20 protein-coding genes are annotated in these 24,476 nt (G+C 70.4%); 13 read left to right on the forward strand and 7 right to left on the reverse strand.

What is annotated here, in order from left to right:
- Positions 1-288: 288 nt before the first annotated feature.
- On the forward strand, positions 289-1,572 hold the full coding sequence (locus ACFV3E_RS03265) for an MATE family efflux transporter (RefSeq protein WP_500533388.1): 1,284 nt from the start codon (positions 289-291) through the stop codon (positions 1,570-1,572).
- Positions 1,573-1,677: 105 nt separating this feature from the next.
- Here ACFV3E_RS03265 and rplI read toward each other — a convergent pair whose 3' ends face one another.
- From rplI to rpsF, 4 genes are all read right to left on the reverse strand, one after another.
- Positions 1,678-2,127, reverse strand: a complete 450-nt coding sequence (gene rplI / locus ACFV3E_RS03270; RefSeq protein ID WP_089225418.1) for a 50S ribosomal protein L9 — start codon at positions 2,125-2,127, stop codon at positions 1,678-1,680.
- Between the two features lie 17 nt (positions 2,128-2,144).
- Positions 2,145-2,381, reverse strand: coding sequence for a 30S ribosomal protein S18 (rpsR, locus tag ACFV3E_RS03275; protein WP_026250812.1), 237 nt, complete (start codon positions 2,379-2,381; stop codon positions 2,145-2,147).
- Positions 2,382-2,425: 44 nt separating this feature from the next.
- Positions 2,426-3,019 (reverse strand): single-stranded DNA-binding protein, encoded by a 594-nt coding sequence (locus ACFV3E_RS03280; RefSeq protein WP_500533115.1) that lies wholly within the window; start codon positions 3,017-3,019, stop codon positions 2,426-2,428.
- Positions 3,020-3,080: 61 nt separating this feature from the next.
- Positions 3,081-3,371: a 30S ribosomal protein S6 gene (gene rpsF, locus ACFV3E_RS03285; RefSeq protein WP_361791024.1), complete on the reverse strand. Its 291-nt coding sequence runs from the start codon at positions 3,369-3,371 to the stop codon at positions 3,081-3,083.
- A gap of 292 nt (positions 3,372-3,663) precedes the next feature.
- Between rpsF and ACFV3E_RS03290 the strand changes: the two genes are divergently transcribed.
- The 3 genes from ACFV3E_RS03290 (at position 3,664) to ACFV3E_RS03300 (ending at position 6,358) form a co-directional block, all read left to right on the forward strand.
- Positions 3,664-3,999 (forward strand): hypothetical protein, encoded by a 336-nt coding sequence (locus ACFV3E_RS03290; protein ID WP_499512910.1) that lies wholly within the window; start codon positions 3,664-3,666, stop codon positions 3,997-3,999.
- 154 nt (positions 4,000-4,153) lie between these two features.
- Positions 4,154-5,275 (forward strand): lipid II:glycine glycyltransferase FemX, encoded by a 1,122-nt coding sequence (locus ACFV3E_RS03295; RefSeq protein ID WP_500330923.1) that lies wholly within the window; start codon positions 4,154-4,156, stop codon positions 5,273-5,275.
- A 51-nt stretch (positions 5,276-5,326) separates the two neighbouring features.
- Positions 5,327-6,358, forward strand: coding sequence for an alanine racemase (locus ACFV3E_RS03300; RefSeq protein ID WP_499512908.1), 1,032 nt, complete (start codon positions 5,327-5,329; stop codon positions 6,356-6,358).
- Between the two features lie 22 nt (positions 6,359-6,380).
- On the opposite strand, the gene ACFV3E_RS03305 is transcribed toward ACFV3E_RS03300, so the two are convergent.
- The gene (locus tag ACFV3E_RS03305; protein ID WP_500533116.1) at positions 6,381-7,928 is read right to left on the reverse strand and encodes a glycosyltransferase family 87 protein; all 1,548 of its coding nucleotides are present in this window, start codon (positions 7,926-7,928) and stop codon (positions 6,381-6,383) included.
- Between the two features lie 140 nt (positions 7,929-8,068).
- Positions 8,069-10,777 carry a transglycosylase domain-containing protein gene (locus tag ACFV3E_RS03310; protein WP_500533117.1) on the reverse strand — a complete coding sequence of 903 codons (2,709 nt, stop codon included), beginning with the start codon at positions 10,775-10,777 and terminating at the stop codon, positions 8,069-8,071.
- A 347-nt stretch (positions 10,778-11,124) separates the two neighbouring features.
- Here ACFV3E_RS03310 and ACFV3E_RS03315 point away from each other — a divergent pair, with 347 nt between their 5' ends.
- The 4 genes from ACFV3E_RS03315 (at position 11,125) to ACFV3E_RS03330 (ending at position 14,882) form a co-directional block, all read left to right on the forward strand.
- Positions 11,125-11,775: a PadR family transcriptional regulator gene (locus ACFV3E_RS03315; RefSeq protein WP_500359241.1), complete on the forward strand. Its 651-nt coding sequence runs from the start codon at positions 11,125-11,127 to the stop codon at positions 11,773-11,775.
- Between the two features lie 23 nt (positions 11,776-11,798).
- Complete coding sequence (locus ACFV3E_RS03320) at positions 11,799-12,881, forward strand: inositol-3-phosphate synthase (protein WP_499512904.1); 1,083 nt, start codon at positions 11,799-11,801, stop codon at positions 12,879-12,881.
- Between the two features lie 99 nt (positions 12,882-12,980).
- On the forward strand, positions 12,981-14,270 hold the full coding sequence (locus ACFV3E_RS03325) for an MFS transporter (protein WP_500533118.1): 1,290 nt from the start codon (positions 12,981-12,983) through the stop codon (positions 14,268-14,270).
- 132 nt (positions 14,271-14,402) lie between these two features.
- Positions 14,403-14,882, forward strand: a complete 480-nt coding sequence (locus ACFV3E_RS03330; protein WP_500533119.1) for an LppU/SCO3897 family protein — start codon at positions 14,403-14,405, stop codon at positions 14,880-14,882.
- Positions 14,883-14,967: 85 nt separating this feature from the next.
- Here the strand turns inward: ACFV3E_RS03330 and ACFV3E_RS03335 are convergent, their stop codons facing one another.
- A complete protein-coding gene (locus ACFV3E_RS03335) occupies positions 14,968-16,383 on the reverse strand; it encodes a CCA tRNA nucleotidyltransferase (RefSeq protein ID WP_500533120.1) in 1,416 nt (471 codons plus the stop codon).
- Between the two features lie 160 nt (positions 16,384-16,543).
- Between ACFV3E_RS03335 and ACFV3E_RS03340 the strand changes: the two genes are divergently transcribed.
- From ACFV3E_RS03340 to ACFV3E_RS03360, 5 genes are all read left to right on the forward strand, one after another.
- Positions 16,544-18,946 (forward strand): DUF6049 family protein, encoded by a 2,403-nt coding sequence (locus ACFV3E_RS03340; RefSeq protein WP_500533121.1) that lies wholly within the window; start codon positions 16,544-16,546, stop codon positions 18,944-18,946.
- A 33-nt stretch (positions 18,947-18,979) separates the two neighbouring features.
- Positions 18,980-21,043, forward strand: coding sequence for a murein biosynthesis integral membrane protein MurJ (murJ, locus tag ACFV3E_RS03345; RefSeq protein WP_500533122.1), 2,064 nt, complete (start codon positions 18,980-18,982; stop codon positions 21,041-21,043).
- A gap of 120 nt (positions 21,044-21,163) precedes the next feature.
- Positions 21,164-22,897, forward strand: coding sequence for a protein kinase family protein (locus ACFV3E_RS03350; RefSeq protein ID WP_500533123.1), 1,734 nt, complete (start codon positions 21,164-21,166; stop codon positions 22,895-22,897).
- A 19-nt stretch (positions 22,898-22,916) separates the two neighbouring features.
- Positions 22,917-23,609 (forward strand): RNA polymerase sigma factor SigM, encoded by a 693-nt coding sequence (gene sigM, locus ACFV3E_RS03355; protein WP_500333377.1) that lies wholly within the window; start codon positions 22,917-22,919, stop codon positions 23,607-23,609.
- Positions 23,606-24,469: an RsmA family anti-sigma factor gene (locus ACFV3E_RS03360; RefSeq protein ID WP_500533124.1), complete on the forward strand. Its 864-nt coding sequence runs from the start codon at positions 23,606-23,608 to the stop codon at positions 24,467-24,469. The genes sigM and ACFV3E_RS03360 overlap by 4 nt, the downstream gene beginning before the upstream one ends.
- Positions 24,470-24,476 lie beyond the last annotated feature (7 nt).

The raw sequence follows: 24,476 nt of genomic DNA on the forward strand, positions 1-24,476 counted from the left end.
GCTCCAGCTGTGTACAGGGCGGGGGACAGCGCGGTGGACAAGCACACAATCACCCAATGATCACGCGGTTGACCTGCGCTTTCTTCATCCACCCGCTGTGGACAAGAAAAACTTGCCCGCTCGGCCCAAGATCACGACAAACGGCACGGAGGAGATCACCCTGCGCAGCCGGAAGTAAGAGGCAGAATTACCTTGCATCCCTTACATGTGGATGATTACCCTGGCCGGGTGCCCCAGGTCGCCGAACACTCCCCCCAGCAGGCCGTACGCCGCCACGACCGCGAGATCATGGGCCTAGCGCTGCCCGCCTTCGGCGCGCTGGTCGCCGAACCACTCTTCCTCATGGCCGACAGCGCGATCGTGGGCCACCTCGGCACCTCGCAGCTCGCCGGGCTCGGTGTCGCGGGCGCCCTGCTGACCACCCTCGTCGGCGTCTTCGTCTTCCTCGCCTACGCCACCACCGCCGCCGTCGCCCGCCGGGTCGGCGCGGGCGACCTGCCCGCGGCGATCCGCCAGGGCATGGACGGCATCTGGCTCGCCCTCCTCATCAGCGCCGCCGCGGTCGCCGTCGCCGTCCCCGCGGCGCCCGCCCTCGCCGACCTGTTCGGCGCCTCGGGCACCGCGGCGCCGTACGCCGTCACCTACCTGCGGATCAGCGCCCTCGGCATCCCCGCGATGCTCGTCGTCCTCGCGGCCACCGGTGTGCTGCGCGGACTGCAGGACACCCGTACCCCGCTCTACGTCGCCGTCGGCGGCTTCGCCGTGAACGCCGTGCTCAACCTGGTGCTGGTGTACGGCGCCGGCCTCGGCATCGCCGGCTCCGCCTGGGGCACCGTCATCGCCCAGAACGCGATGGCGGCCGTCTACCTCGTCGTCGTGGTCCGCGGCGCCCGCCGACACGGCGCCTCGCTCCGGCCCGACCTCGCCGGCATCCGCGCCTGCGCCCAGGCCGGGACGCCCCTGCTGATCCGCACGCTGAGCCTGCGGGCCGTCCTGCTGCTCGCCACCGTGGTCGCGGCCCGGCTCGGGGACGCCTCCGTCGCCGCCCACCAGATCACCATCGCCCTCTGGTCGCTGGCGGCCTTCGCCCTGGACTCCATCGCCATCGCGGGTCAGGCCATCATCGGCCGCTACCTCGGCGCCGACGACGTGGCCGGGGCCCGGGCCGCGTGCCGCCGCATGGTGCAGTGGGGCATCGCCTCCGGCGTGGTGATCGGCCTGCTCCTGGCCGTCTCCAGGCCGCTGATCGCCCCGCTGTTCACCCCGGACCCGGCCGTGCGCTCCCAGTTGACGACCGTCCTGCTGGTGGCGGCGCTCTCCCAGCCTGTCTGCGGCGTGGTCTTCGTGCTGGACGGGATCCTCATCGGCGCCGGCGACGGCACCTACCTGGCCTGGTCGACGGTCGTCACCCTCGCCGTCTTCGCCCCCGTGGCGCTGGCCGTACCGGCCCTGGGCGGGGGACTCACCGCCCTGTGGTGGGCGATGGGGCTGATGATGCTCACCCGCCTGGCCGGCCTGCACTGGCGCGCCCGCTCGGGGAAGTGGGCCGTCACCGGCGCCGTACGCGCCTGACCCGCGGGCCCTCCCGTGCGCCTTCCGCACGCCTCCCGCACGTGGAACGACGCCGGGCCCGGAACCTCGCGGTTCCGGGCCCGGCGTTCACGCGGTGCGCGAGTGTCAGGAAGCGACGACCTCGACGTCGAGAGCGGCCTCGACCTCGGGGTGCAGACGCACCGACACCTTGTGCGAGCCCAGCGTCTTGATCGGGGAACCGATCTCGATCCGGCGCTTGTCCACGTCCGGACCGCCCGCGGCCTTGACGGCGGCGGCGATGTCGGCCGGGGTCACCGAACCGAACAGCCGGCCGGCGTCGCCCGCGCGGGTCGACAGCTTGACCTTGACGCCCTCGAGCTGCGCCTTGAAGGAGTTGGCCTGCTCGACGGTCGCGATCTCACGGATCCGGCGCGCGCGGCGGATCTGCTCGACGTCCTTCTCGCCACCCTTGGTCCACGCGATCGCGAAGCCGCGCGGGATCAGGTAGTTGCGGGCGTAGCCGCTCTTGACCTCGACGACATCGCCGGCGGCACCGAGGCCACTGACCTCGTTGGTGAGGATGATCTTCGCCATTGCTCGGTCACCCTTCCTTAGCGAGCGGTCGAGGTGTAGGGCAGCAGCGCCATCTCACGGCTGTTCTTCACGGCCGTGGCGACGTCGCGCTGGTGCTGGGTGCAGTTGCCGGTGACCCGGCGGGCACGGATCTTGCCGCGGTCGGAGATGAACTTCCGCAGCAGGTTCGTGTCCTTGTAGTCGACGTAGGTGATCTTGTCCTTGCAGAACACGCAAACCTTCTTCTTAGGCTTGCGAGCAGGCGGCTTCGCCATTGTCTCTCTCCAGTGTGATCAAGAAGTTTGGTACGCCGCCGCCCTTAGAAGGGCGGCTCGTCCGAGAAACCGCCGCCGCCGCCGGAGCCACCGCCCCAGCCGCCGCCACCGCCGCCCTGGCCGCCACCGGCCGGAGCGCCGGTCGCCCACGGGTCGGCGTCGGGCGCACCGCCCTGGCCGCCACCGGGGCCACCGCCCCAGCCGCCGCCCTGGCCGCCTTGGCCGCCACCGCCGCCGTAACCGCCCTGGCCGCCGCGGGAGGCACCGCCGCCGCCGCTGGCCCGGGTGATCTTGGCGGTCGCGCTGCGCAGGCTGGCGCCGACCTCGTCGACGTCCAGCTCGTAGACCGTCCGCTTGACGCCCTCGCGGTCGTCGTACGAGCGCTGCTTCAGACGGCCCTGCACGATGACGCGCATGCCCTTCTGGAGCGACTCGGCCACGTTCTCCGCCGCCTGCCGCCAGACCGAGCACGTGAGGAAGAGGCTCTCGCCGTCCTTCCACTCGTTGGTCTGCCGGTCGAAGGTGCGGGGAGTGGACGCGACACGGAACTTCGCGACCGCCGCACCGGACGGGGTGAAGCGCAGCTCGGGGTCGTCGACGAGATTGCCGACGACCGTGATGACGGTCTCGCCTGCCATGGTGAGTGACCTCTCGGCTTTGCTTGGCTTCTCGGTTTCCCGACTGCCTGAGCCGTCAGGCTCAGTGGGTCTCGGGACGGAGGACCTTGGTCCGGAGGACCGACTCGTTCAGGTTCATCTGACGGTCGAGCTCCTTGACGACCTCAGGAGTGGCGTTGAGGTCGATGACCGAGTAGATGCCCTCGGGCTTCTTCTTGATCTCGTACGAAAGACGACGACGGCCCCAGGTGTCGACCTTCTCGACCTTGCCGCCGCCATTGCGGACGACGCCGAGGAAGTTCTCGATCAGCGGGGAGACAGCACGCTCCTCGAGATCGGGGTCGAGGATGACCATCACCTCGTAGTGACGCATGTGGAACCCACCTCCTTTGGACTCAGCGGCCACGGCGTTTCCGTGGCAGGAGGGTTTGCATCGCGTCGCAACGGTATCGCGGCCCACCGACAACGCCCGCGGCGTTCCGGGGATCGCTCCCCGAAGGCCTTTCGGAACCCGTCGTGTGGACCTGCACAGACACCGGTGCAGACGGTACACACTACCCGCCTCGTGGCTTCCGGTTGAAATCCGGCCCCGGAAGCCCGCAATCTGTACACATCGGGTGTGTCCGGCGCTACGATGCGCCACCTCTCCATCACGGAGGTGCCCCATGGCACAGGCAGTGCGACCCACCACCGGCAGCCGTCTCTACCAGCGGATCCTCAGCACCCTCAACTCGGACGGCCGACCCCACCCGGTGGAGAACACCCTGGCCGTCGCGACCGTCGTGCTCGGCCTGATCTCCTCCATCGCGGCGTTCTGGAGCGGGCTGCACCTGCTCAGCTCCTGGGCCGGCCTGGTCGGCATCCTCGTGGGCGCCGTCGGGCAGTACCGCTCCGCCACCACGGCCGAGCGCTTCTTCTTCATCATCGGCATGGGGCTGGCCGCGGTCGGCTTCTACATCGGCATGGCCCACGGCGGCCTCTTCGGCGGGGTGGTGTCCTAGCCCAGTCCTGGCCCTCCGTTTCCCGGCCCCCGCCGGGCGAAGCCGCGGACCGAGTTGTCCACAGCCCTCGTGGGGGCGTTCGCCGTTCGCAGTAGGCTTCGGCGCAGTAGTGCAGTCAGCAATGCCGTAGCCGCAGCGATGGGGAGCGCCCCGCATGAGCTTGACCCTGAGGACCATCAGTCGGGAACAGCACCTGGCGTACATCCAGAGCCTGCCCTCGGCAAGCCACTGCCAGGTTCCCGCCTGGGCGGACGTCAAGACGGAGTGGCGCTCGGAGAACCTCGGCTGGTTCGACGACAAGACCGGTGAGCTGGTCGGCGCCGGCCTGGTGCTCTACCGGCAGCTGCCCAAGGTGAAGCGCTACCTCGCCTACCTCCCCGAGGGCCCGGTGATCAACTGGTACGCGCCCAACCTGGAGGAGTGGCTGCGCCCGATGCTGGCGCACCTGAAGCAGCAGGGCGCGTTCTCCGTGAAGATGGGCCCGCCGGTCGTCATCCGCCGCTGGGACGCGGCCGCCATCAAGTCCGGCATCGCCGACCCGGACGTCAAGCGCCTGCGCGACGTCGAGGCCACCTTCATCGAGCCCCGCGCCTTCGAGGTGGCCGACCGGCTGCGTCGCATGGGCTGGCAGCAGGGCGAGGACGGCGGCGCCGGCTTCGGCGACGTGCAGCCCCGCTACGTCTTCCAGGTCCCGCTGGAGAACCGCAGCCTGGACGACGTCCAGAAGGGCTTCAACCAGCTGTGGCGGCGCAACATCAAGAAGGCCGAGAAGGCCGGCGTCGAGGTCGTCCAGGGCAGCTACGACGACCTCCCCGTGTGGCAGCAGCTGTACGAGGTCACCGCCGAGCGCGACCACTTCCGCCCGCGGCCCCTGTCCTACTTCCAGCGCATGTGGCAGGTCCTCAACTCCGAGGACCCCAACCGCATGCGGCTGTACTTCGCCCAGCACGAGGGCGAGGCGGTCGCCGCCGCGACGATGCTCGTCGTCGGCCGGCACGTCTGGTACTCGTACGGGGCCTCGGCCAACCACAAGCGCGAGGTCCGGCCGAGCAACGCCATGCAGTGGCGGATGCTGCGGGACGCCTACGCGCTCGGCGCGAGCGTGTACGACCTGCGCGGCATCAGCGACTCGCTCGACGAGAGCGACCACCTCTTCGGTCTCATCCAGTTCAAGGTGGGCACCGGCGGGCAGGCTGCCGAATACCTGGGCGAGTGGGACTTCCCGCTCAACAAGCTGCTGCACAAGGCGCTCGACATCTACATGTCCCGCCGCTGACCCACCTGCCCGACCGACCGCAGACACCGCAGAAAGGTCCTCGTTCCGGCCATGGCGCTCACCCTGTACGTCGACACCGCGCGCTGGCGTGCGCACCAGCAGTCCGTGGCGGAGCAGTTCCCCGGGCTGGTCCCCGTCTGCAAGGGCAACGGGTACGGCTTCGGCCACGAGCGCCTGGCCGAGGAGGCGATCCGGCTCGGCTCGGACGTCCTCGCCGTGGGCACGACGTACGAGGCCGCCCGGATCAAGGACTGGTTCGGCGGCGACCTGCTGGTGCTGACCCCGTACCGGCTGGGCGAGGAGCCGGTGCCGCTGCCGGACCGCGCCATCCGCTCCGTGTCCTCCGTGGAGGGCGTGCGCGGCCTGGTCGGCGCCCGGGTGGTCATCGAGGTCATGAGCAGCATGAGGCGCCACGGCGTCAGCGAGGACGACCTGGTCAAGCTGCACTCGGCCATAGACGACGTCCGCCTGGAGGGCTTCGCCATCCACCTGCCGCTGGACCGCACCGACGGCTCCGACGCGGTGGAGGAGGTCTTCCGCTGGATGGAGCGGCTGCGCGCGGCCCGGCTGCCGCTGCACACCATGTTCGTCAGCCACCTGAAGGCCGGCGAGCTGACCCAGCTGCGCAACCAGTTCCCGCAGACCCGCTTCCGCGCCCGGATCGGCACCCGGCTGTGGCTCGGCGACCACGAGGCCACCGAGTACCGGGGCGCCGTCCTGGACGTCACGCGCATCGCCAAGGGCGAGCGCTTCGGCTACCGCCAGAACAAGGCCTCCGAGGACGGCCACCTGGTCGTCGTGGCGGGCGGTACGTCGCACGGGGTGGGCCTGGAGGCGCCCAAGGCCATGCACGGCGTCATGCCGCGCGCCAAGGGCGTCGCGAGGGCCGGTCTGGCCACCATCAACCGCAACCTGTCGCCCTTCGTGTGGGCCGGCAAGCAGCGCTGGTTCGCCGAGCCCCCGCACATGCAGGTGTCGATCCTCTTCCTGCCGGGCGACGTGGCGCCCCCGGCGGTCGGGGACGAGCTGGTGGCGCACCTGCGGCACACGACGACCACGTTCGACCGCGTCGTCGACCGCTGAGCCCCCCGGACGTCCCCTCCGCTCAGTGGGGCGGGGCCGGCGGCGCCGGGTCCACGCCCCACTGCACCGGGAGCGCCTCGCCGTAACCCTGACCGTCCTCGGGCCCGCCCTGCAGCGGCGCCGCGTGCCGCGGCTGGTGCGAGGACCGCCCCAGCACGAACGCGTCCTCCGCCCCGTCCAGCACGCCCCCCGAGGGGTCGTCCGAGCCGTCCTGGCGGACCGCGTCGCGCTCGGGGAAGACGATGTCGCGGACGACGACCACGCACAGGTACAGCGTCCCGATCAGGTGCGCCGCGATGGCCAGGTGGTAGCCGTCCTGGGGCAGGCCCTTGCTGTTGCCGCCCGTCGTGTACGCCAGGTACGACCAGATCCCGAGGAAGTACATGACCTCGGCCGCCTGCCAGATCAGGAAGTCCCGCCAGCGCGGCCGGGCGAGCGCCGCGAGGGGCACCAGCCACAGCACGTACTGCGGCGAGTAGACCTTGTTGGTCAGGATGAAGGCGGCCACGACGAGGAAGGCCAGCTGCGCGAAGCGCGGGCGCCGCGGGGCGTAGAGGGTCAGCCCCGCCATGCCGGCGCAGAACAGCAGCATGAGCGCGATGGCGTAGGAGTTCGCCCCGTCGATGGACTTGCCGGTCTGCTGGGAGATGATCAGCCAGACCGAGCCGTAGTCGACGCCCCGCTCCTGGCTGAAGGTGTAGAACTTCGCCCAGCCGTCCCGGGCGAGCAGCATCACGGGAAGGTTCACCACGAGCCAGGCCACCGCGGCACCGCCCACCGCCGCGCCCCAGGCCTTCAGCTTCCCGGCCCGCAGGCACAGCAGGAACAACGGCCCCAGCAGCAGCACCGGGTAGAGCTTGGCGGCCGTCGCCAGCCCGATCAGGATGCCCGCGGCCAGCGGCCGGTTGCGCGACCACAGCATCATCCCGGCCGCCGCGAGGGCGACCGCGAAGAGGTCCCAGTTGATGGTCGCGGTCAGCGCGAACGCGGGCGCCAGCGCGACCAGCAGCGCGTCCCACGGGCGGCGCCGGTTGGTCCGGGCGACGCAGACCGCGATGACGGCGGTGCAGACCAGCAGCATCCCGGCGTTGACCAGCCAGTAGATCTGCTCCCGGTGCTGGATCGTGCCGCCGTGCGGGGTGAGCCAGGAGGCGACCTCCATGAACAGCCCCGTCAGGACCGGGTACTCCAGGTAACCCATGCCGCCGGAGACCGTGTCCGGGATGCGGTCGAAGTACGGGACGAGGTCGTCGGCGAAGCCCCGGCCGTAGTAAAGGTGCGGGATGTCGGAGTAGCAGGCGTGGCTGTACTGGGCGTTCGCCCCGTAGAACCAGCCGCTGTCGTAGCACGGCACCTTCTGCACCATGCCCAGCGCGAACATCCCGATGGCGACCAGCACGACCACGCGCAGGGGGTTCCACCAGCCCCGCCGCCCCACGGCAGCGAAGCGGCCGAGCGGGCCGCCGATGACCTCGCTCCCGGCCACGGCGACCGGGTCCTCGCGGGTCGGGGGCACGACCGCCTCGGCCTCCGAGGCCTCGTGGTGGGGGTCTTCGCGCACGATCGTCATGGGCCACATCCTGCCCTACATCGCCACGTGCGGAGCGTCGGATCCCCATGCGGCCCTCCACCCGGCGGGAACGCCCGCGGCCGCGGAGGGCGTGCTGCCCTCCGCGGCCGCGGATCACTGCTCCACTCAACGCGGGGCGATCAACCGCCCGGCCCTGCGATGAGTCCGCCGTTGCCGTTGCCTCCGTTGCCCTTGCCCGTGGTACTGGACGACGGGGTCGACGACGGTGTCCCGCCCGTGCCGCCGTCGGTGGCTCCACCGTTGTTGCCACCGCCGCCGTCCTGGCAACCCCACTCCCAGGGCTTGCAGTTCCCGGAGTCGGTCGGGGTCGGCGTGGTCGGCGGCTGCGAGATGGTCGGGGTCGGGTTCATGGTCGCCGACTCGGTCGGGCTGGCCGAGACCGAGGGGCTCGGCGACGGGGCGCCGACCTGGTCCTTGACCTCGCCGATCTTCCCGGGGTCCGGGAAGCCGCTGTCGTCCTTCCCCTTGAGCGCCTCGGTCATGTACCTCGCCCAGACCTCCGCCGGCATCTCACCACCGTGCGCGGAGTCCTTCCCCGCGGTGCCCGCCATGCCGATCAGACCGGGCTTCTTGGGGTTCTCGCGGAACAGGACCACCGAGGTCGACAGCTGCTTGGTGTACCCGACGAACCAGGCGGACCTGGTTCCCTTCTCGCTGTCCGTGGTGCCCGTCTTGCCCGCCACCGTGCGGCCGACCGCCAGGGCCTTCTGACCGGTGCCGTTCTTGACCACGTTCTGCAGCACGTCGGTGACGTTGTCGGCGACGTTGCTGTCGATCGCGTCCCGCTTGATCTTCGGCTTGCCGAAGCCCGGCACGTCCTTGCCGTCCGCGACCACCTTGGTGACGGAGTAGGGCTCGGCCTGCGTGCCCGACGAGGCGAACGTCGCGTAGGCGTCGGCCATGCGGATGGCGGACGGCTTGGACGTACCGATCGAGAACGAGGCGTTCAGGGACTCGAAGCTCGAATCCAGCACGCCCGCGTTCTTCGCCATCTCGGCCACCTTGGGCAGTCCGACGTCCTCGCCGAGCTGCACGAAGGGGGTGTTGATGGACTGCTCCATCGCCTTGCGCAGCGAGATGTAGCCCCAGGGGTACCCGCTCTCGTTCTTCTGCTTGAAGACGCTGCCGTCCTTCTTCAGGACCCAGTTGCCTTCATGGTCCTTGATCTTGAGCAGGTCGTTGCCGTTGTACTTGCTCTGCGGCGACAGCCCGACGCCGTCGGTCTGGTTGGTGCCGTACTGCATCGCCGCGGCCAGGACGAACGGCTTCCAGGTGGAGCCGACGGGGACACCCGTGGTGTTGGCGTTGTTGTTGAACTGGCCGTGCTCGTAGCCCTCGCCGCCGTAGATGGCGACGATCTTGCCGTCACCCGGAACCACGGACGCCGCGCCGAACTGGACGTACTTGTCGGCGTCGCGCTTCTTCGGGTTGATGTTGTCCGTGCGGACCTTGTCGACGGCCTTCTTGAGCGACTCGACCTTCTTCTTGTCGAAGGTCGTGTGGATCTCGTAACCGCCCTTGTCCAGCTGGCTCTGGCTGATGTCCGAGTGACTCAGCACGTAGCTCTTGGCGGTGTCGACCAGGTAGCTGATCTGACCGCTCATGCCGGCGGTCGCCTTGAGGCCCTGCGGCATCGGGTACTTGCTGACGGCCTCGGTGTACTCGTCCTTGTTGAGCTTGCCGTCCTTGTACATCTCGCCGAGGATCCACTTCCAGCGGTCCTCGGAGCGGGCCCGGTTCGCTTTCGCCGTAGCGGTGCTGTCGATGTTCGCGGCACCGGCCGGGTCGTAGTACGTCGGGCCCTTGAGCAGCGCGGCGAGGAAGGCGCACTGGCTCGGGGTGAGCTTGTCGGCGTCACGGCCGTAGTAGGTCTGCGCGGCCGCCTGGATGCCGTAGGCGCTCCGCCCGTAGTACGAGGTGTTCAGGTAGCCCTGCAGGATGTCGGGCTTCTCGAGCTTCGTCCCCACCTTTATGGAGATGAAGAGCTCCTTGAACTTGCGGCTGACCGTCTGGTCCTGGCTCAGGTAGGTGTTCTTGACGTACTGCTGGGTGATCGTCGAACCGCCCTGCGCGTCACCGCCCTTCGCCATGTTGAACAGGGCCCGGCCGACGCCCATGGGGTCCACGCCCGAGTCTTCGTAGAAGCTCTTGTTCTCCGCGGAGATCACCGCGTTCTGCATGGCCTTGGGGATGTCGGAGAGCGTCACGTTCTGCCGGTTGGCACCCGTGCCGGTCGCCACCATGCGGCTGCCGTCGGCCCAGTAGAAGACGTTGTTCTGCGACTTGGCGGCGTCGTTCTCGTTGGGGATGCCCACCATCGCGTAGCCGACGCCCGCGACCGCGACCAGGCTGCCGAAGAAGAACAGGCACAGCCCGGAGGCGAGCTTCCAGGACGGCATCCAGCGGCGCCATCCGTCCTTCCCCCAACGGGGGTAATCGATGATGCGCTTCTTCGGGGGCTGGCCCCCGCCACGGCCGCCCTGCGCGTCCGTGGCGCCACGGCGGCGGCCGCCCTTCTGCGTGGCCTGGGCGGCACGGCGCGCGGCTGCCCGCCCCTGGTACGGCGGCTCGGCCCCGCGGGACCGGCCCCCCGTACCCGCGCGGCCCCCCGCGCCCGTACCCGCGCCCTGACGGGGGGGTTGTCCCGTGCCCTGGCGCGGGCCGTGGCCCTGCCCCGAACCGGTTCCGTGCGTGCCGTACGGCTGCGGCGTGGGCGGCCCAGCGGCCCGCCGGCCGCCTGGCGGCGGGGGCGGCTGCTGCGCGCCGCGCCGGGCGGCGGCCCGGCCGTCGCCGGGCGACTGCGGCGGCTTGCGACGGTGCTCGCTCATGAACAGCTACTCCTAGGACAGGCGGAATCGCCTGAAAGCGGCAGTTGATTTCCGGTCCCCCCGGCGTGCGATGACCGCACTGCACCAGGGACAAGGACGCTCACTGGCGTCACACGGTTCCCGGTGCTCTGCATGGCGAACAGAGTACGCACGGTCAAAAGAGGTTCTAGCCAGATGTTCATCACATTCCGGGCGGTTGACGGTGGACGGATTTCGTGATGTGACGCCGGTCACCGTGAGCCGCCTTGCCGTACCGGAGAACTCGTTCTATCGTCTCGATGTATCGAGTCGATACATCACGGCGAGATAAGAGGCGACGACGGCACGGACGGGAGGGAAACGAGGACATGAGCAAACGCTCCGGCATCCTCGAGTTCGCCGTCCTGGGCCTGCTGCGCGAATCCCCGATGCACGGTTACGAGCTGCGCAAGCGGCTCAACACCTCGCTCGGTGTGTTCCGCGCGTTCAGCTACGGCAGCCTCTACCCCTGCCTCAAGACACTGGTCACCCAGGGCTATCTGGTCGAGGAGACCGGCCCTGACCCCGATCCGCTCGCCGCGCCGCTGGCCGGCCGACGGGCCAAGATCGTGTACCGGTTGACGGCGGCCGGCAAGGAGCACTTCGAGGAGCTCCTCGCCCACTCCGGGCCTGACGCGTGGGAGGACGAGCACTTCGCGGCTCGTTTCGCCTTCTTCGGCCAGACGTCCAGGGACGTACGGATGCGTGTCCTCGAGGGGCGGCGCAGCCGCCTCGAGGAGCGCCTGGAGAAGATGCGCGCGTCCCTCGCGCGTACCCGTGAGCGGCTCGACGACTACACGCTCGAGCTGCAGCGGCACGGCATGGAGTCGGTGGAGCGAGAGGTCCGCTGGCTGAACGAGCTGATCGAGACCGAGCGGGCGGGGCGTGACAAGCAGCCCCCGGCCGCTCCGTCCGCCGATGCCGAGCAGGACAACCAACAGGAAAACGGCGGACCCGGCACGCGCCGGGGACCCGCGTGACGATTACACAGGGAGCAACCGGAATGGGTTCGGTTCGCGTAGCCATCGTTGGCGTGGGCAACTGCGCCGCTTCGCTGGTGCAGGGTGTCGAGTACTACAAGGACGCCGACCCGGGCACCCGCGTGCCCGGCCTCATGCACGTGCAGTTCGGCGACTACCACGTGCGTGACGTCGAGTTCGTGGCGGCCTTCGACGTGGACGCGAAGAAGGTCGGCCTCGACCTCGCGGACGCCATCGGTGCCAGCGAGAACAACACCATCAAGATCTGCGACGTGCCGCAGAAGGGCCTGACCGTCCAGCGCGGCCACACCCTGGACGGTCTCGGCAAGTACTACCGCGAGACCATCGAGGAGTCCGCCGAGGAGCCGGTGGACGTCGTCCAGATCCTCAAGGACCGCCAGGTCGACGTGCTCGTCTGCTACCTGCCCGTGGGTTCCGAGGACGCGGCGAAGTTCTACGCGCAGTGCGCCATCGACGCCAAGGTCGCCTTCGTCAACGCCCTCCCGGTCTTCATCGCCGGCACCAAGGAGTGGGCCGACAAGTTCACCGAGGCCGGTGTGCCGATCGTCGGTGACGACATCAAGTCGCAGGTCGGCGCCACCATCACGCACCGCGTGCTGACCAAGCTCTTCGAGGACCGCGGTGTCATCGTCGAGCGCACCATGCAGCTGAACGTCGGCGGCAACATGGACTTCAAGAACATGCTCGAGCGCGAGCGCCTGGAGTCCAAGAAGATCTCCAAGACGCAGGCCGTCACCTCCCAGATCCCCGACCGCGACCTGGGTGAGAAGAACGTCCACATCGGCCCCTCGGACTACGTGGCCTGGCTGGACGACCGCAAGTGGGCGTACGTCCGTCTCGAGGGCCGTGCCTTCGGCGACGTGCCGCTGAACCTGGAGTACAAGCTCGAGGTCTGGGACTCCCCGAACTCCGCGGGTGTCATCATCGACGCGCTGCGCGCGGCGAAGATCGCCAAGGACCGCGGCATCGGCGGCCCGATCCTCTCGGCGTCCTCCTACTTCATGAAGTCCCCGCCGGTGCAGTACTTCGACGACGAGGCCCGCGAGAACGTGGAGAAGTTCATCCGCGGCGAGGTCGAGCGCTGAACAGCGGCTTAACCCCCGTCACCACTCGTCGTACGACGCGACCGCACAGGCCCCCGGGTATGGCACCCGGGGGCCTGTGCGTCATGTGAGGCTGTGCGCATGCCCGTTGTCCGTGATCTCCGTGTGCTGCTGCGCTTCCGGGACTTCCGCCGGCTGCTGACGGTGCGGCTGCTGTCCCAGCTCTCCGACGGGGTCTTCCAGGTGGCGCTGGCGGCCTACGTGGTCTTCTCCCCCGAGAAGCAGACCTCGCCGGCCGCGATCGCCTCCGCGATGGCGGTCCTGCTGCTGCCGTACTCGCTCCTGGGGCCGTTCACGGGCGTCCTGCTGGACCGCTGGCGGCGCCGGCAGGTCCTCCTCTACTGCAACCTGCTGCGGGCGGCGCTCTCCATCGGCACCGCCGTGCTGATGCTGCTGCGCGTCCCGGACTGGCTCTTCTACCTGTCCGCCCTCTCGGTCACCGGCATCAACCGCTTCGTGCTCGCGGGCCTGTCGGCCGCCCTGCCCCGGGTCGTCGACGGGGAGCGCCTGGTCATGGCGAACGCGCTGTCCCCGACCGCCGGCACGCTCGCGGCCACCGCCGGCGGGGGAGCGGCCTTCCTGGTGCACCTGGTGATGGCCGAGGGCACCCGCTCCGACGTCCTGGTCGTGGTGCTGGGCGCTGTCCTCTACCTCTGTGCCGGGCTCGCCGCACTCACCCTGGGGCGGGACCTGCTGGGGCCGGACCCGTCCCGTATCCAGCCGCGGGTGGGCGAGGCGCTGCTCAGCACCTTCCGCGGCCTGGTGCACGGCTTGGGGCATCTGCGCCGGCGGCCGCGCGCCGCACGCGCCCTGGCCGCGATGACGGCGATGCGCTTCTGCTACGGCGGGCTCACGGTGACGGTGCTGATGCTCTGCCGCTACGCCTGGGCGGGATCCGACGGGACCGGCCGTGGAACGGCGGACGGACTGGCGCTGCTCGGGCTGGCGGTCGCCGTCTCGGGTGCGGGCTTCTTCGCGGCGGCCGTGCTCACCCCCTGGGCCACGGGCCGCTTCGGCACCTTCGGATGGATCACCGTCTGCGCGGGTTCGGCCGCCGTCCTGCTCCCCGCACTGGGCCTCCCCTTCGAGCCGGCGCCGGTACTGGCGGCGGCCTTCGTGCTCGGGCTGGCCACCCAGGGGGCGAAGATCGCCACCGACACGGTGGTCCAGTCCTCGATCGACGACGCCTACCGGGGGCGCATCTTCTCGATCTACGACGTGCTGTTCAACGTCGCCTTCGTCGGCGCCGCAGTCATCTGCGCGCTGGTCCTCCCGCCGGACGGCCGTTCCGTGGGGCTCCTTCTCGGGCTCTCCGTGGTCTACGCGGCAGTGGCGGTCGGCACCGCCAGGACTCCGCGTCGTTTCACGTGAAACACGAAGATCACCCCGCGTCCGCCCGTTTCACGTGAAACACACGCCCCGGCGGATGGGCTGTCCGAGCCCTCCAGTAGCGTTCGCGCGTTCACAGGAACTGACAGGTTCATCCCAGGGAGGGGAACGACCATGGCGACTCCGCCGTCCGACAACACCAACATTCCGGCCCCGCAAGGCCAGCCCGGCGCCTTCCCGCCGCCTCAGGGCCAGCCCGGCGGCTTCCCGCCCCCGCAGGGTCAGCCCGGCGCCTTCCCGGCACCTGCCGCCCCGCCGCGGCGCGGCAGGAACATCGGCAAGCGCATCATCGGTGTGATCGTCACCATCGTGGTCATCATCGGCGTGCGGTTCGCCTTCTCCCAGTTCGACCAGACCGACGCCGAGACGTCGAAGGTCGGCAGCTGCCTCCACAACAAGGGCACCGAGAAGAGCCCGGACCTGGTGGACGTCGACTGTTCCTCCGGGGATGCGCAGTTCAAGATCGTCAAGAAGTTCGACGACTCGACCGACCAGAAGCAGTGTGAGTCCGTCACCGAGTCGGACGTCTACTACACCCAGTCCGGGACCGACTTCAACAACGTGGTGCTCTGCCTGCAGACCATCAGCAAGTGATGGGACGGCCGTTAAGGCCGAGGGGGTCGTGTTTCACGTGAAACACGACCCCCTCGGTGCGTCCGAGGCCCGGACGGGGTGACGCTCAGCCCTCCGCGGCCCACCACTCCTTCAGTGCGGCCACAGCGGCCTCCTCGCCCAGCGGGCCGTTCTCCAGGCGCAGCTCCAGCAGGTGGTTGTACGCCTTGCCGACCTGGGGGCCCGGGGGGATGCCCAGGACCTCCATGATCCGGTTGCCGTCCAGGTCCGGCCGGATCGCGTCCAGCTCCTCCTGGTCCTTCAGCTGCGCGATGCGCTCCTCGAGGCCGTCGTAGGTGCGCGACAGGGCCCCCGCCTTACGCTTGTTGCGGGTCGTGCAGTCGGAGCGGGTCAGCTTGTGCAGCCGGTCGAGCAGCGGTCCGGCGTCCCGGACGTAGCGCCGGACGGCGGAGTCGGTCCATTCCCCGGTCCCGTAGCCGTGGAAGCGCAGGTGCAGCTCGACCAGCCGGGCGACGTCCTTGATGGTGTCGTTCGGGTACTTGAGCTTGGTCAGCCGTCCCTTGGTCATCTTGGCGCCGACCACCTCGTGGTGGTGGAAGGAGACCCGCCCGTCGGGCTCGAAGCGCCGGGTCCGCGGCTTGCCGATGTCGTGCAGCAGCGCAGCGAGGCGCAGCACGAGGTCCGGCCCCTCCGTCTCCAGTGCCATCGCCTGGTCCAGGACGGTCAGCGTGTGCTCGTAGACGTCCTTGTGACGGTGGTGCTCGTCACGCTCCAGGCGCAGCGCCGGCAGCTCCGGGAGGACCCGTGCGGCCAGGCCGGTCTCCACCAGCAGCTGCAGGCCCTTGCGGGGGTGGTCGGAGACGACCAGCTTGTTGAGCTCGTCCCGGATCCGCTCGGCCGAGACGATCTCGATGCGGTCGGCCATCTCCGTCATGGCCGTCACGACCTCGGGAGCCACCTCGAAGTCCAACTGGGCGGCGAAGCGCGCCGCGCGCATCATCCGCAGCGGATCGTCGGAGAAGGACTCCTCCGGGGTGCCGGGAGTGCGCAGCACGCGCTGGGCGAGGTCACCGAGCCCGCCGTACGGGTCGACGAACTCCGTCTCCGGCAGGGAGACCGCCATCGCGTTGACGGTGAAGTCCCGGCGGACCAGGTCCTCCTCGATGGTCTCCCCGTAGGAGACCTCCGGCTTGCGCGAGGTGCGGTCGTAGGCCTCGGAGCGGTACGTGGTCACCTCGATCTGGTAGCCGTACTTGCGACATCCGACCGTGCCGAAGGCGATGCCCACCTCCCAGACGGCCTCCGCCCACCCACGGATGATCTTCAGTACCTGGTCGGGCCGGGCGTCGGTCGTGAAGTCGAGGTCGTTGCCGAGCCTGCCGAGCAGGGTGTCGCGGACCGAGCCGCCGACGAGGGCAAGCCGGAATCCGGCGTCCTTGAAGCGACGGCCGAGCTCTTCGGCCACCGGCGCGATCACGGGCGCGGTCTTCAGGGTCTGGGGGGCGTTGTTGGCATTCGGCACAACAGAAAAGGGTACGTGGCCATGCGCCCCGCGGCGGACCGGTTTACCGGCATCCGCGATCTTGCCGACGCCTCCGTGCCCCCGGACTGTATCGATCTTGTGGCCCACTCACAGCACTTTGGGTCATCGAGCATCGTTACCATTCCAGGACGCACATCCGATGACGACGAGGGACGGCCAGCGCGTGGGCGAGGCGGCACAGCACCCCGGAGGCACTCCGGCCCGTTCGAGGCTGCGCCGGGCCACGGCACTGCTCGTGGGCGCCACCCTGTTCGCCGGCCTGGTCCAGGCCCGTACGGCCCCCGCGGCGTACGCGGAGACCTCCGACGGCCGGGCCGTGGACGTGTCGGTGAACTCACTGTCCCCCACCGTGCCCGCCAAGGGCGACACCCTCACGGTGACCGGCACCGTCACGAACAAGAGCAAGCACACCGTCAGCGGTGCCCACGTGGGCGTGGAGATCGCCCCTCAGGGCCCGCTGGGCAGCCGCAGCGCCATCAGCGGCACCTCCACCAGCGCGCCCCACACCCCGGCCGACGGCGAGGAGATCCCCGGGCACACCGTGCCCGTCGACGACCTGCCGGCCGGCATCAGCCGCAGCTTCACCCTGGAGGTCCCGGTCAAGGACCTGGACCTGGGCCGGGACGGCGTCTACCAGCTCGGGGTCTCCCTGACCGGGCAGACCAGGGACCGCGGCTACGACGAGTACCTGGGGATCGAGCGGACCTTCCTCCCCTGGTACCCGGACGGGGACGCCAAGCCGACCCGCTACGCCTTCCTGTGGCCGCTGATCGACCGCCCGCACCTCGCCGTGCGCAGCGAGAGCGACGACCAGCAGAGCCCGATCTTCCTCAACGACGACCTCGCCGGGGACCTGGCGCCCGGCGGCCGTCTGCAGCAGATGGTGGCGCTCGGCCGGGACCTCCCCGTCACGTGGGTCATCGACCCGGACCTGCTCGCCACGGTCGACGCGATGACGCGCCGGTACCAGGTCGCGGGGCCCGGTGGTGATCTCGACCACACCACGTCCGGCACCGGCACCGACGACGCGAAGCGCTGGCTGAACAGCCTCAAGGAGGCCGTCGCCGGGGACGAGGTCGTCGCCCTGCCCTTCGCCGACCCCGACCTCGCCTCGATCGCGCACCACGGCAAGAGCGTCCCGGGCACCCTGAACCACCTCAAGAGCGCCACGGAGCTCGCGACCACGACGGTCGAGACCGTCCTGGGCGGCGTGGTCACCCCCGACACGGACGTCTCCTGGCCCGTGGAGGGCGCCGTCGACCCCTCCATCGTCGACGTGGCCACCTCGGCCGGCGCCGACAAGGTGATCGCCCGCAGCGACAGCCTCGGCGAGCCCGGCGGCCTCAGGTACACCCCCACCTCGGCGCGGCCCATCGGCGGGGGCACCACGGCGGTGGTCGCCGATTCCGGGCTCTCCAAGGCCTTCCAGGGCGACATGACGTCGGCCGGGACCTCGACCCTCGCGGTGCAGAAGTACCTGGCCCAGACGCTCATGATCACGATGCAGGCACCCGACCGGCAGCGCAGCGTCGTCGTCGCCCCGCAGCGCATGGCCAAGGCCTCACAGGCGCAGGCCATGGCCAAGGCCATCACGGAGGTCGCCGCCGGCGGCTGGGCCGAGACCATCGACTTCTCCGCGGCGGCGAAGGCCACCCCCGACCCCAAGGCCAACCGCACGGTGCCCGGTACCGGGTCCTACCCCAAGCGCCTGCGCAAGAAGGAGCTGAGCACCGCGGCCTTCCGCCAGATCCAGGCGACCCAGGGCGAGCTCGACGACTTCATGGCCCTCCTGAGCAAGCCCGACCGGGTGCGGACCCCCTTCGGCAACGCCCTGATGCGCTCGATGTCCACCGAGTGGCGCGGCTCCTCCTGGAGGTCGGCCGCCTACCGCACGGCCATCTTCGACTACCTGTCCGACCTGATGAGCCTGGTCTACCTGCTCCCCAAGACCGGGACGCTCACGCTGTCGGGCCGCAGCGGCACCATCCCGGTGACCGTGAAGAACGAGCTCGGCCAGACCGTGCAGGGCCTGGAGCTGCGCCTCACGTCCAGCCAGGGCAACAGCCTCGACCCGGGCGACGCGCAGCCCGTGACCGTGGAGGGCGGCCACACCCGCTCCCTGAAGTTCGAGGGCACCGCCGCCCGCAACGGACTGAACACGGTCACCGCCCAGCTCTACACGGCGGACGGCGCGAGGTTCGGCTACCCCATCACGTTCCAGGTGGATGTCACCTCGATCACATCCACCGTCATGCTGGTGATCGCCGCCGGGCTCCTGCTGCTCGTGCTGGCGGGCGTCCGGATGTACCACCAGCGCAAGCGCCGCGCGGCCGCCGGGGGCGAGGACGACGACACGGATCCGTCCCGGGACGACTCGGACCCGTCCGGGGACGGGAACACGGGCGAGGACGAGGACGACGCCGCAGAGGGCACCATGGGTGACCGGGACGGCGTCGAGGACGAGCAGCCGGGTGACCTGGCGCCGGACACCTCGCCGGAAAGTACGGACCCGTCCGGGACGGGTGAGAAGGTGGACCGATAGCCAGCGAGCCATGGCCGATGAGGTGGGGCAGAGATGAACGCACCGTACGACGGTGAGCGCGAACGGGAAGCCGGGGAGCGGTTCCCCGAGCAGCCCGGGCAGCACCCTGCCGCGCCCGACCCGTACCTGCAGGACACCTACGCCCGCGACCCGTACCAGCGGCAGGATCCGACCGCGCAGGACCCGGTGGGCGAGGCGCTGTACGACCGAACGGCGCATCCGCCGGCCCAGCCCCATGCCTACGGGCCGCCGTACGCGCACCAGGAGCCGTACCGCATGCCCTACGCCGACGACGCCAACACCCGGTACGTCGGCGTCGACGAGCTGGTCTCCCACGCCCCGGACGAGGACGGGAGGCCCGCCCGGCCGGACGAGTACGCCCACCTCTTCCGCGACGAGCCGGTGCAGACGGCCCCGGCGGAGCCCGAGCCCGCGGCGGAGCCCGTGGCCGGGAAGTCCGGCGGACGGGCCGGCAGCATCCTCAAGTCCAGCGCGCTCATGGCCGCCGGCACCCTCGTCTCCCGGGTCACCGGATTCCTCCGCACCCTGGTCATGGCCGCCGCGATCGGCGTCGGCACGCTGAACGACGGCTACCAGGTCGCCAACACCCTGCCCACGATGATCTACATCCTGGTCGGCGGCGGCGCCCTCAACGCGGTCTTCATCCCGCAGCTCGTACGGGCCATGAAGAACGACGACGACGGCGGAGAGGCGTACGCCAACCGCCTGCTCACCCTGGTCGTCGTCGGCCTGGCGGCCGTCACCGCCGTCTGCGTGATCGCCGCACCGGTCTTCATCCAGGCGATGTCCCACGACATCGCCTCCGACCCGGTCAGGTTCGAGGTCGCGGTCACCTTCGCCCGCTACTGCATCCCCACCATGTTCTTCATGGGGGTGCACGTCGTGCTCGGGCAGATCCTCAACGCCCGCGGCCGCTTCGGCGCGATGATGTGGACCCCGGTCCTCAACAACGTCGTCATCATCGCCACCTTCGGCGCCTTCATCTGGGCCTTCGGCTCCTTCACCGACACGCGCGTCTCCTCCGGGACCATCACCCCCGACGGGGTCCGGCTGCTCGGCCTGGGCACCCTGCTGGGCCTGGCGGTGCAGGCGCTGGCGATGCTCCCCTACCTGCGCGACGCCGGCTTCCGGATCCGGCCGCGCTTCGACTGGCGCGGCCACGGCCTCGGCCACGCGGCGAAGCTGGCCAAGTGGACCTTCTTCTTCGTCCTCGCCAACCAGGTCGGCATGATCGTCCTGACCCAGTTCGCCACGGCGGCGGGCGCGGCGGCCGAGAAGACGGGCCACGAGGGTGCCGGCATCACCGGCTTCAACTACGCGCTGCTGCTGTGGCAGATGCCGCAGGCCATCATCACCGTCTCCGTGATGACCGCCGTGCTGCCGCGGATCTCGCGCGCCGCGGCCGACGGCGACGCCGCCGCCGTCCGCGACGACCTCTCCTACGGCCTGCGGACCTCGGGTGTGGCCGTCGTGCCCGCCGCGTTCGCCTTCCTCGCCCTCGGCCTCCCCATGGCCACCCTGCTCTACAGCAGCTCCGGAGAGGGCGCCCTGAACATCGGCTACATCCTGATGGCCTTCGGCCTCGGGCTGATCCCGTTCTCGGTGCAGTACATCGTCCTGCGCGGCTTCTACGCGTACGAGGACACCCGCACCCCCTTCTACAACACGGTCATCGTCGCCGCCTGCAACGCCGTCGCGGCCGCCGTCTGCTACTTCGTGCTCCCCGCCCGCTGGGCCGTGGTCGGCATGGCGGCCGGATACGGCCTCGCCTACACGATCGGGGTCGGAGTGGCGGTCAAGCGGCTGCGCAGGCGCCTCGGCGGCGACATCGACGGCAAGCGCGTGGTCCGCACGTACGCCAGGCTCTTCGGAGCGTGCATCCCCGCCGCTGCGGGCGCCGGCGCCGTCGTCTACGGTGTCTCGCAATCGCTGGGTCACGGCGCTGCCGCATCGTTGCTGTCGCTGGTGCTCGGCGCCCTTGTGCTGGGCGGGATCTTCTTCATCGCCGCCAAGCGCATGCGCGTCGAGGAACTGACGGCCATGGTCGGCATGGTCAGGGGCCGGCTGGGCCGCTGACGGCGCCCACCGCGCAACCTTCGTGGGCCGTCGTGTGTCGTGCATAGCGGTGGACTGTTGGCACAATTGTCCTCGGCTGTGTTGTCAGATCTTGCAACGGATGGGGAGGCAGGAACGACGGTGGCGGAACGGAGCACGGCTGCCGTCGGAGTGGCCAACGAGGGCGGCGAAGAACAGCTCGCCGCTCACACGGACGGGGCCACGGCCGACGAGGCGACGGACCGGAGCGAAGAGCAGGACGCGCCAGAGCAGACCATCCCCGAGGAGACAGCACCGACCAAGTCCGAGCCGCCGGAGCTCCACAGCGGCCACAAGCTCGCCAAGCGCTACCGCCTGGAAGAGTGCCTCACCCGTGCCGACGGCTTCAGCAGCTGGCGGGCCGTCGACGAGAAGCTGCGCCGCGCCGTGGGCATCCACACCCTGCCCGCCGACCACGGCCGGGCCCGTTCGGTGCTGGCTGCGGCCCGCTCCGCCGCCCTGCTCGGCGACCCCCGTTTCGTCCAGGTCCTCGACGCGGTCGAGGAGGACGACCTCGTCTACGTCATCCACGAGTGGCTCCCGGACGCGCGCGAACTGACCACCCTGATCACCGCCGACCCGCTGGAGCCGCACGAGGCCTACCAGATGGTCAGCCAGATCTCCCAGGCCATGGCGGCCGCCCACCGTGAGGGCCTGGCCCATCTGCGGCTCGGCCCCGACGCCGTGCTGCGCACCGATTCCGGCCAGTACCGCATCCGCGGTCTGGCCGTCGCCGCCGCGTTGCGAGGGATCTCCTCCGAGCGCCCGCAGCGGGAGGACACCGAAGCCATCGGAGCCCTCCTGTACGCCTCGCTCACCCAGCGCTGGCCGTACCCGGAGGACGACCACGGGCTCACCGGCCTCCCCAAGGACGTCGGCCTGGTCGCGCCCGACCAGGTACGGGCCGGGGTCCACCGCGGGCTGTCGGAGCTGGCCATGCGTGCCCTGGTCAACGACGGGGCGACGGCCTCCCGTGAGCCGGAGCCCTGCAGCACCCCCGAGGAGCTGGCCAAGGCCGTCACCACGATCCCCAAGATCCGGCCGCCCGAGCCGGCGATGGCGCCCTACTCGCGCACCACCTACCAGCAGGGCTCCTACCGCCAGACCGGCGCGGGCCCCGCGTCCCCCGGCGTCACGACGGCCCTCCCCGCCACGCCGCCCCCGGCCCTGCCCGGCCGCACCGGCAAGGCCCTCAAATGGTCCGTCTCGGCCCTCCTCATCGTCGCCCTCGGCCTCGGCAGCTGGCAGCTCGCGGAGACGCTGATGGACCGCGAGAACCAGGCGAAGTCCGGAGGGACCTCCACCTCCCACAACACGGGTGGCGACGGCGGCACCGACAACGAGACGAGCCACGTCAACCTGAAGCCGCTGTCGATCCAGGGAGCGGCCGAGTACGCGCCGTACGGGGGAGCCCAGCACCCCAACGACGTCAGGGCCACGTACGACAGCAAGACGTCCACGTACTGGCGCACGAACAGCTTCAGCGACGGCCCCGAATTCGCCCCCTCCGTCAAGAAGGGCGTGGGCATCGCCTACGACCTGGGAGCGACGAAGAAACTCGGGCAGGCTTCGATAGACCTCTACTACGGTGGCGACCACACGACGGTCACTCTCTACGCGGCCGACTCGCTGGACACCACGGCCAAGCCGAACCAGCTGAAGAAGCTCGCCACCGTCACGACCCAGGGCAAGGCGGCGACGCTCTCCCTGAAGGCACCCGCGGAGGCGCGCTATGTCGTCGTCTGGCTGACCGCGCTTCCCTATTCACAGGCCGACGGCTTTTCGGGCGCCGGCTACAAGCAGGCCATCACCAATGTGAGGTTCGAGGGGCAGTAGCCCCGCGGGGAGGGGGACGGTGGGCACGCAAGGAACGGGCGGGGAGGTCAGCGACAGCGACCTCCTCGCCCGTCATGTCGCGGGGGACCCGAACGCCTTCGGGGAACTCGTCCGCCGGCACCGCGACCGGCTGTGGGCGGTGGCCCTGCGGACCCTGGGGGACCGCGAGGAAGCCGCGGACGCCGTGCAGGACGCGCTCGTCTCGGCCTTCCGCTCCGCCCACACCTTCCGCGGGCAGTCGGCCGTCACGACCTGGCTGCACCGCATCACCGTGAACGCGTGCCTGGACCGGGCACGCAAGGCCGCCTCACGCCGCACCGCTCCGGTCACGGACGAGAAGCAGTTCGAGGAACTGCTCGAACCCCATGAGTCCGCCGCGGCCCCCGCCGAGCGGGGCGAGCTCCACCGGGAACTGCTGCGGGCGCTCGGGACGCTCCCCGTGGAGCAGCGGGCCGCCCTGGTCCTGGTCGACATGCAGGGCTACCCCGTGGCCGAGGCCGCCGCCGTCCTGGACGTGCCGACGGGGACGGTCAAGAGCAGATGCGCCCGCGGCAGGGCACGACTGCTGCCGCTCCTCTCCCATCTACGGGAGGCGTCGGGGAGTAGCGGCGATCACCCAGGGGGAAGGAACCGGACGGAGAACGCATCCGTCCCAGAGACGGAGGCCCGGCCGGGCCACGGCTTCACGAAGGGCGGAGGTGGACACCCATGACGTCGACCACGGGTACGGACGAGCACCCCGAGGTCGCCGAGATCTCCGCGCTCACCGAGGGCATCCTCCCGCCCGAGCGCTCGGCCGACGTCCGCGGGCACATCGATGGCTGTGCGCTCTGCGCCGACGTCCGCGCCTCGCTGGACGAGATCCGCGGGCTGCTGGGCACCCTCCCCGGCCCGCCGCGGATGCCGGCCGACATCGCGGGCCGGATCGACGCCGCGCTCGCCGCCGAGGCGCTGCTCGCCGCGAGCGGTGCCGATGTTTCACGTGAAACAGAGACCACGGAGCCGCCGCGTGTTTCACGTGAAACATCGACCCCGGCCGACGGAAGGCCCTCCGGCCACGGCGCCGGTCCCAGCGGGCCCGGCCGCCCGGGCACCCGGTCCCGTCGGCGCTGGGGGAAGGGGATCCTCATCACCGCTTCCGTGGCCGCCGTGCTCGGTCTCGGGACCGTCCTCGCCCAGTCCAACTGGAACGCCGGGGGAGGCTCCGACAGCCAGTCGTCGTCGGCCTCCGATGCGGGCACCAAGGCTGACGCCGACATGCTCGGCGTGCAGGTACACGATCTGCTGACAGACCGCACGGGCAAGGACCCGGAGAGCAAGCCCGAGGGGCAGTCCCCCATGGTCGGCATGGACAGCGCCGCGCCGTCCTGCGTCCTGGGAGCCGTCGACCGCCGGGAGGCCCCGATCGCCTTCCAGCGAGGCCGGTACGAGGGCATGGACTCCTACCTGGTCGTGATGCCGCACGAGGGTGACCCGGCGCTGGTCGACGCCTACGTCGTGGACGCCTCGTGCGCCACCGCGAAGCCCCCCGTCACGGGCACCCTCCTGCGTGAGGAGACATACCCTCGCTAGCGCCGCG

The sequence above is a fragment of the Streptomyces sp. NPDC059718 genome (assembly GCF_042733315.1).
Lineage (GTDB): Bacteria > Actinomycetota > Actinomycetes > Streptomycetales > Streptomycetaceae > Actinacidiphila.

Bases quoted from the DNA above. Each gene is read 5' to 3' on its own strand.
- ACFV3E_RS03295 (WP_500330923.1), top strand. From the start codon at position 4,154: ATGAGCTTGACCCTGAGGACCATCAGTCGGGAACAGCACCTGGCGTAC.
- ACFV3E_RS03320 (WP_499512904.1), top strand. From the start codon at position 11,799: ATGGGTTCGGTTCGCGTAGCCATCGTTGGCGTGGGCAACTGCGCCGCT.
- ACFV3E_RS03290 (WP_499512910.1), top strand. From the start codon at position 3,664: ATGGCACAGGCAGTGCGACCCACCACCGGCAGCCGTCTCTACCAGCGG.
- ACFV3E_RS03280 (WP_500533115.1), bottom strand. From the start codon at position 3,019: ATGGCAGGCGAGACCGTCATCACGGTCGTCGGCAATCTCGTCGACGAC.
- rpsF (WP_361791024.1), bottom strand. From the start codon at position 3,371: ATGCGTCACTACGAGGTGATGGTCATCCTCGACCCCGATCTCGAGGAG.
- ACFV3E_RS03315 (WP_500359241.1), top strand. From the start codon at position 11,125: ATGAGCAAACGCTCCGGCATCCTCGAGTTCGCCGTCCTGGGCCTGCTG.
- rpsR (WP_026250812.1), bottom strand. From the start codon at position 2,381: ATGGCGAAGCCGCCTGCTCGCAAGCCTAAGAAGAAGGTTTGCGTGTTC.
- ACFV3E_RS03265 (WP_500533388.1), top strand. From the start codon at position 289: ATGGGCCTAGCGCTGCCCGCCTTCGGCGCGCTGGTCGCCGAACCACTC.
- murJ (WP_500533122.1), top strand. From the start codon at position 18,980: ATGAACGCACCGTACGACGGTGAGCGCGAACGGGAAGCCGGGGAGCGG.
- ACFV3E_RS03300 (WP_499512908.1), top strand. From the start codon at position 5,327: ATGGCGCTCACCCTGTACGTCGACACCGCGCGCTGGCGTGCGCACCAG.
- ACFV3E_RS03340 (WP_500533121.1), top strand. From the start codon at position 16,544: ATGACGACGAGGGACGGCCAGCGCGTGGGCGAGGCGGCACAGCACCCC.
- ACFV3E_RS03325 (WP_500533118.1), top strand. From the start codon at position 12,981: ATGCCCGTTGTCCGTGATCTCCGTGTGCTGCTGCGCTTCCGGGACTTC.
- ACFV3E_RS03360 (WP_500533124.1), top strand. From the start codon at position 23,606: ATGACGTCGACCACGGGTACGGACGAGCACCCCGAGGTCGCCGAGATC.
- ACFV3E_RS03330 (WP_500533119.1), top strand. From the start codon at position 14,403: ATGGCGACTCCGCCGTCCGACAACACCAACATTCCGGCCCCGCAAGGC.
- rplI (WP_089225418.1), bottom strand. From the start codon at position 2,127: ATGGCGAAGATCATCCTCACCAACGAGGTCAGTGGCCTCGGTGCCGCC.
- ACFV3E_RS03310 (WP_500533117.1), bottom strand. From the start codon at position 10,777: ATGAGCGAGCACCGTCGCAAGCCGCCGCAGTCGCCCGGCGACGGCCGG.
- ACFV3E_RS03305 (WP_500533116.1), bottom strand. From the start codon at position 7,928: ATGACGATCGTGCGCGAAGACCCCCACCACGAGGCCTCGGAGGCCGAG.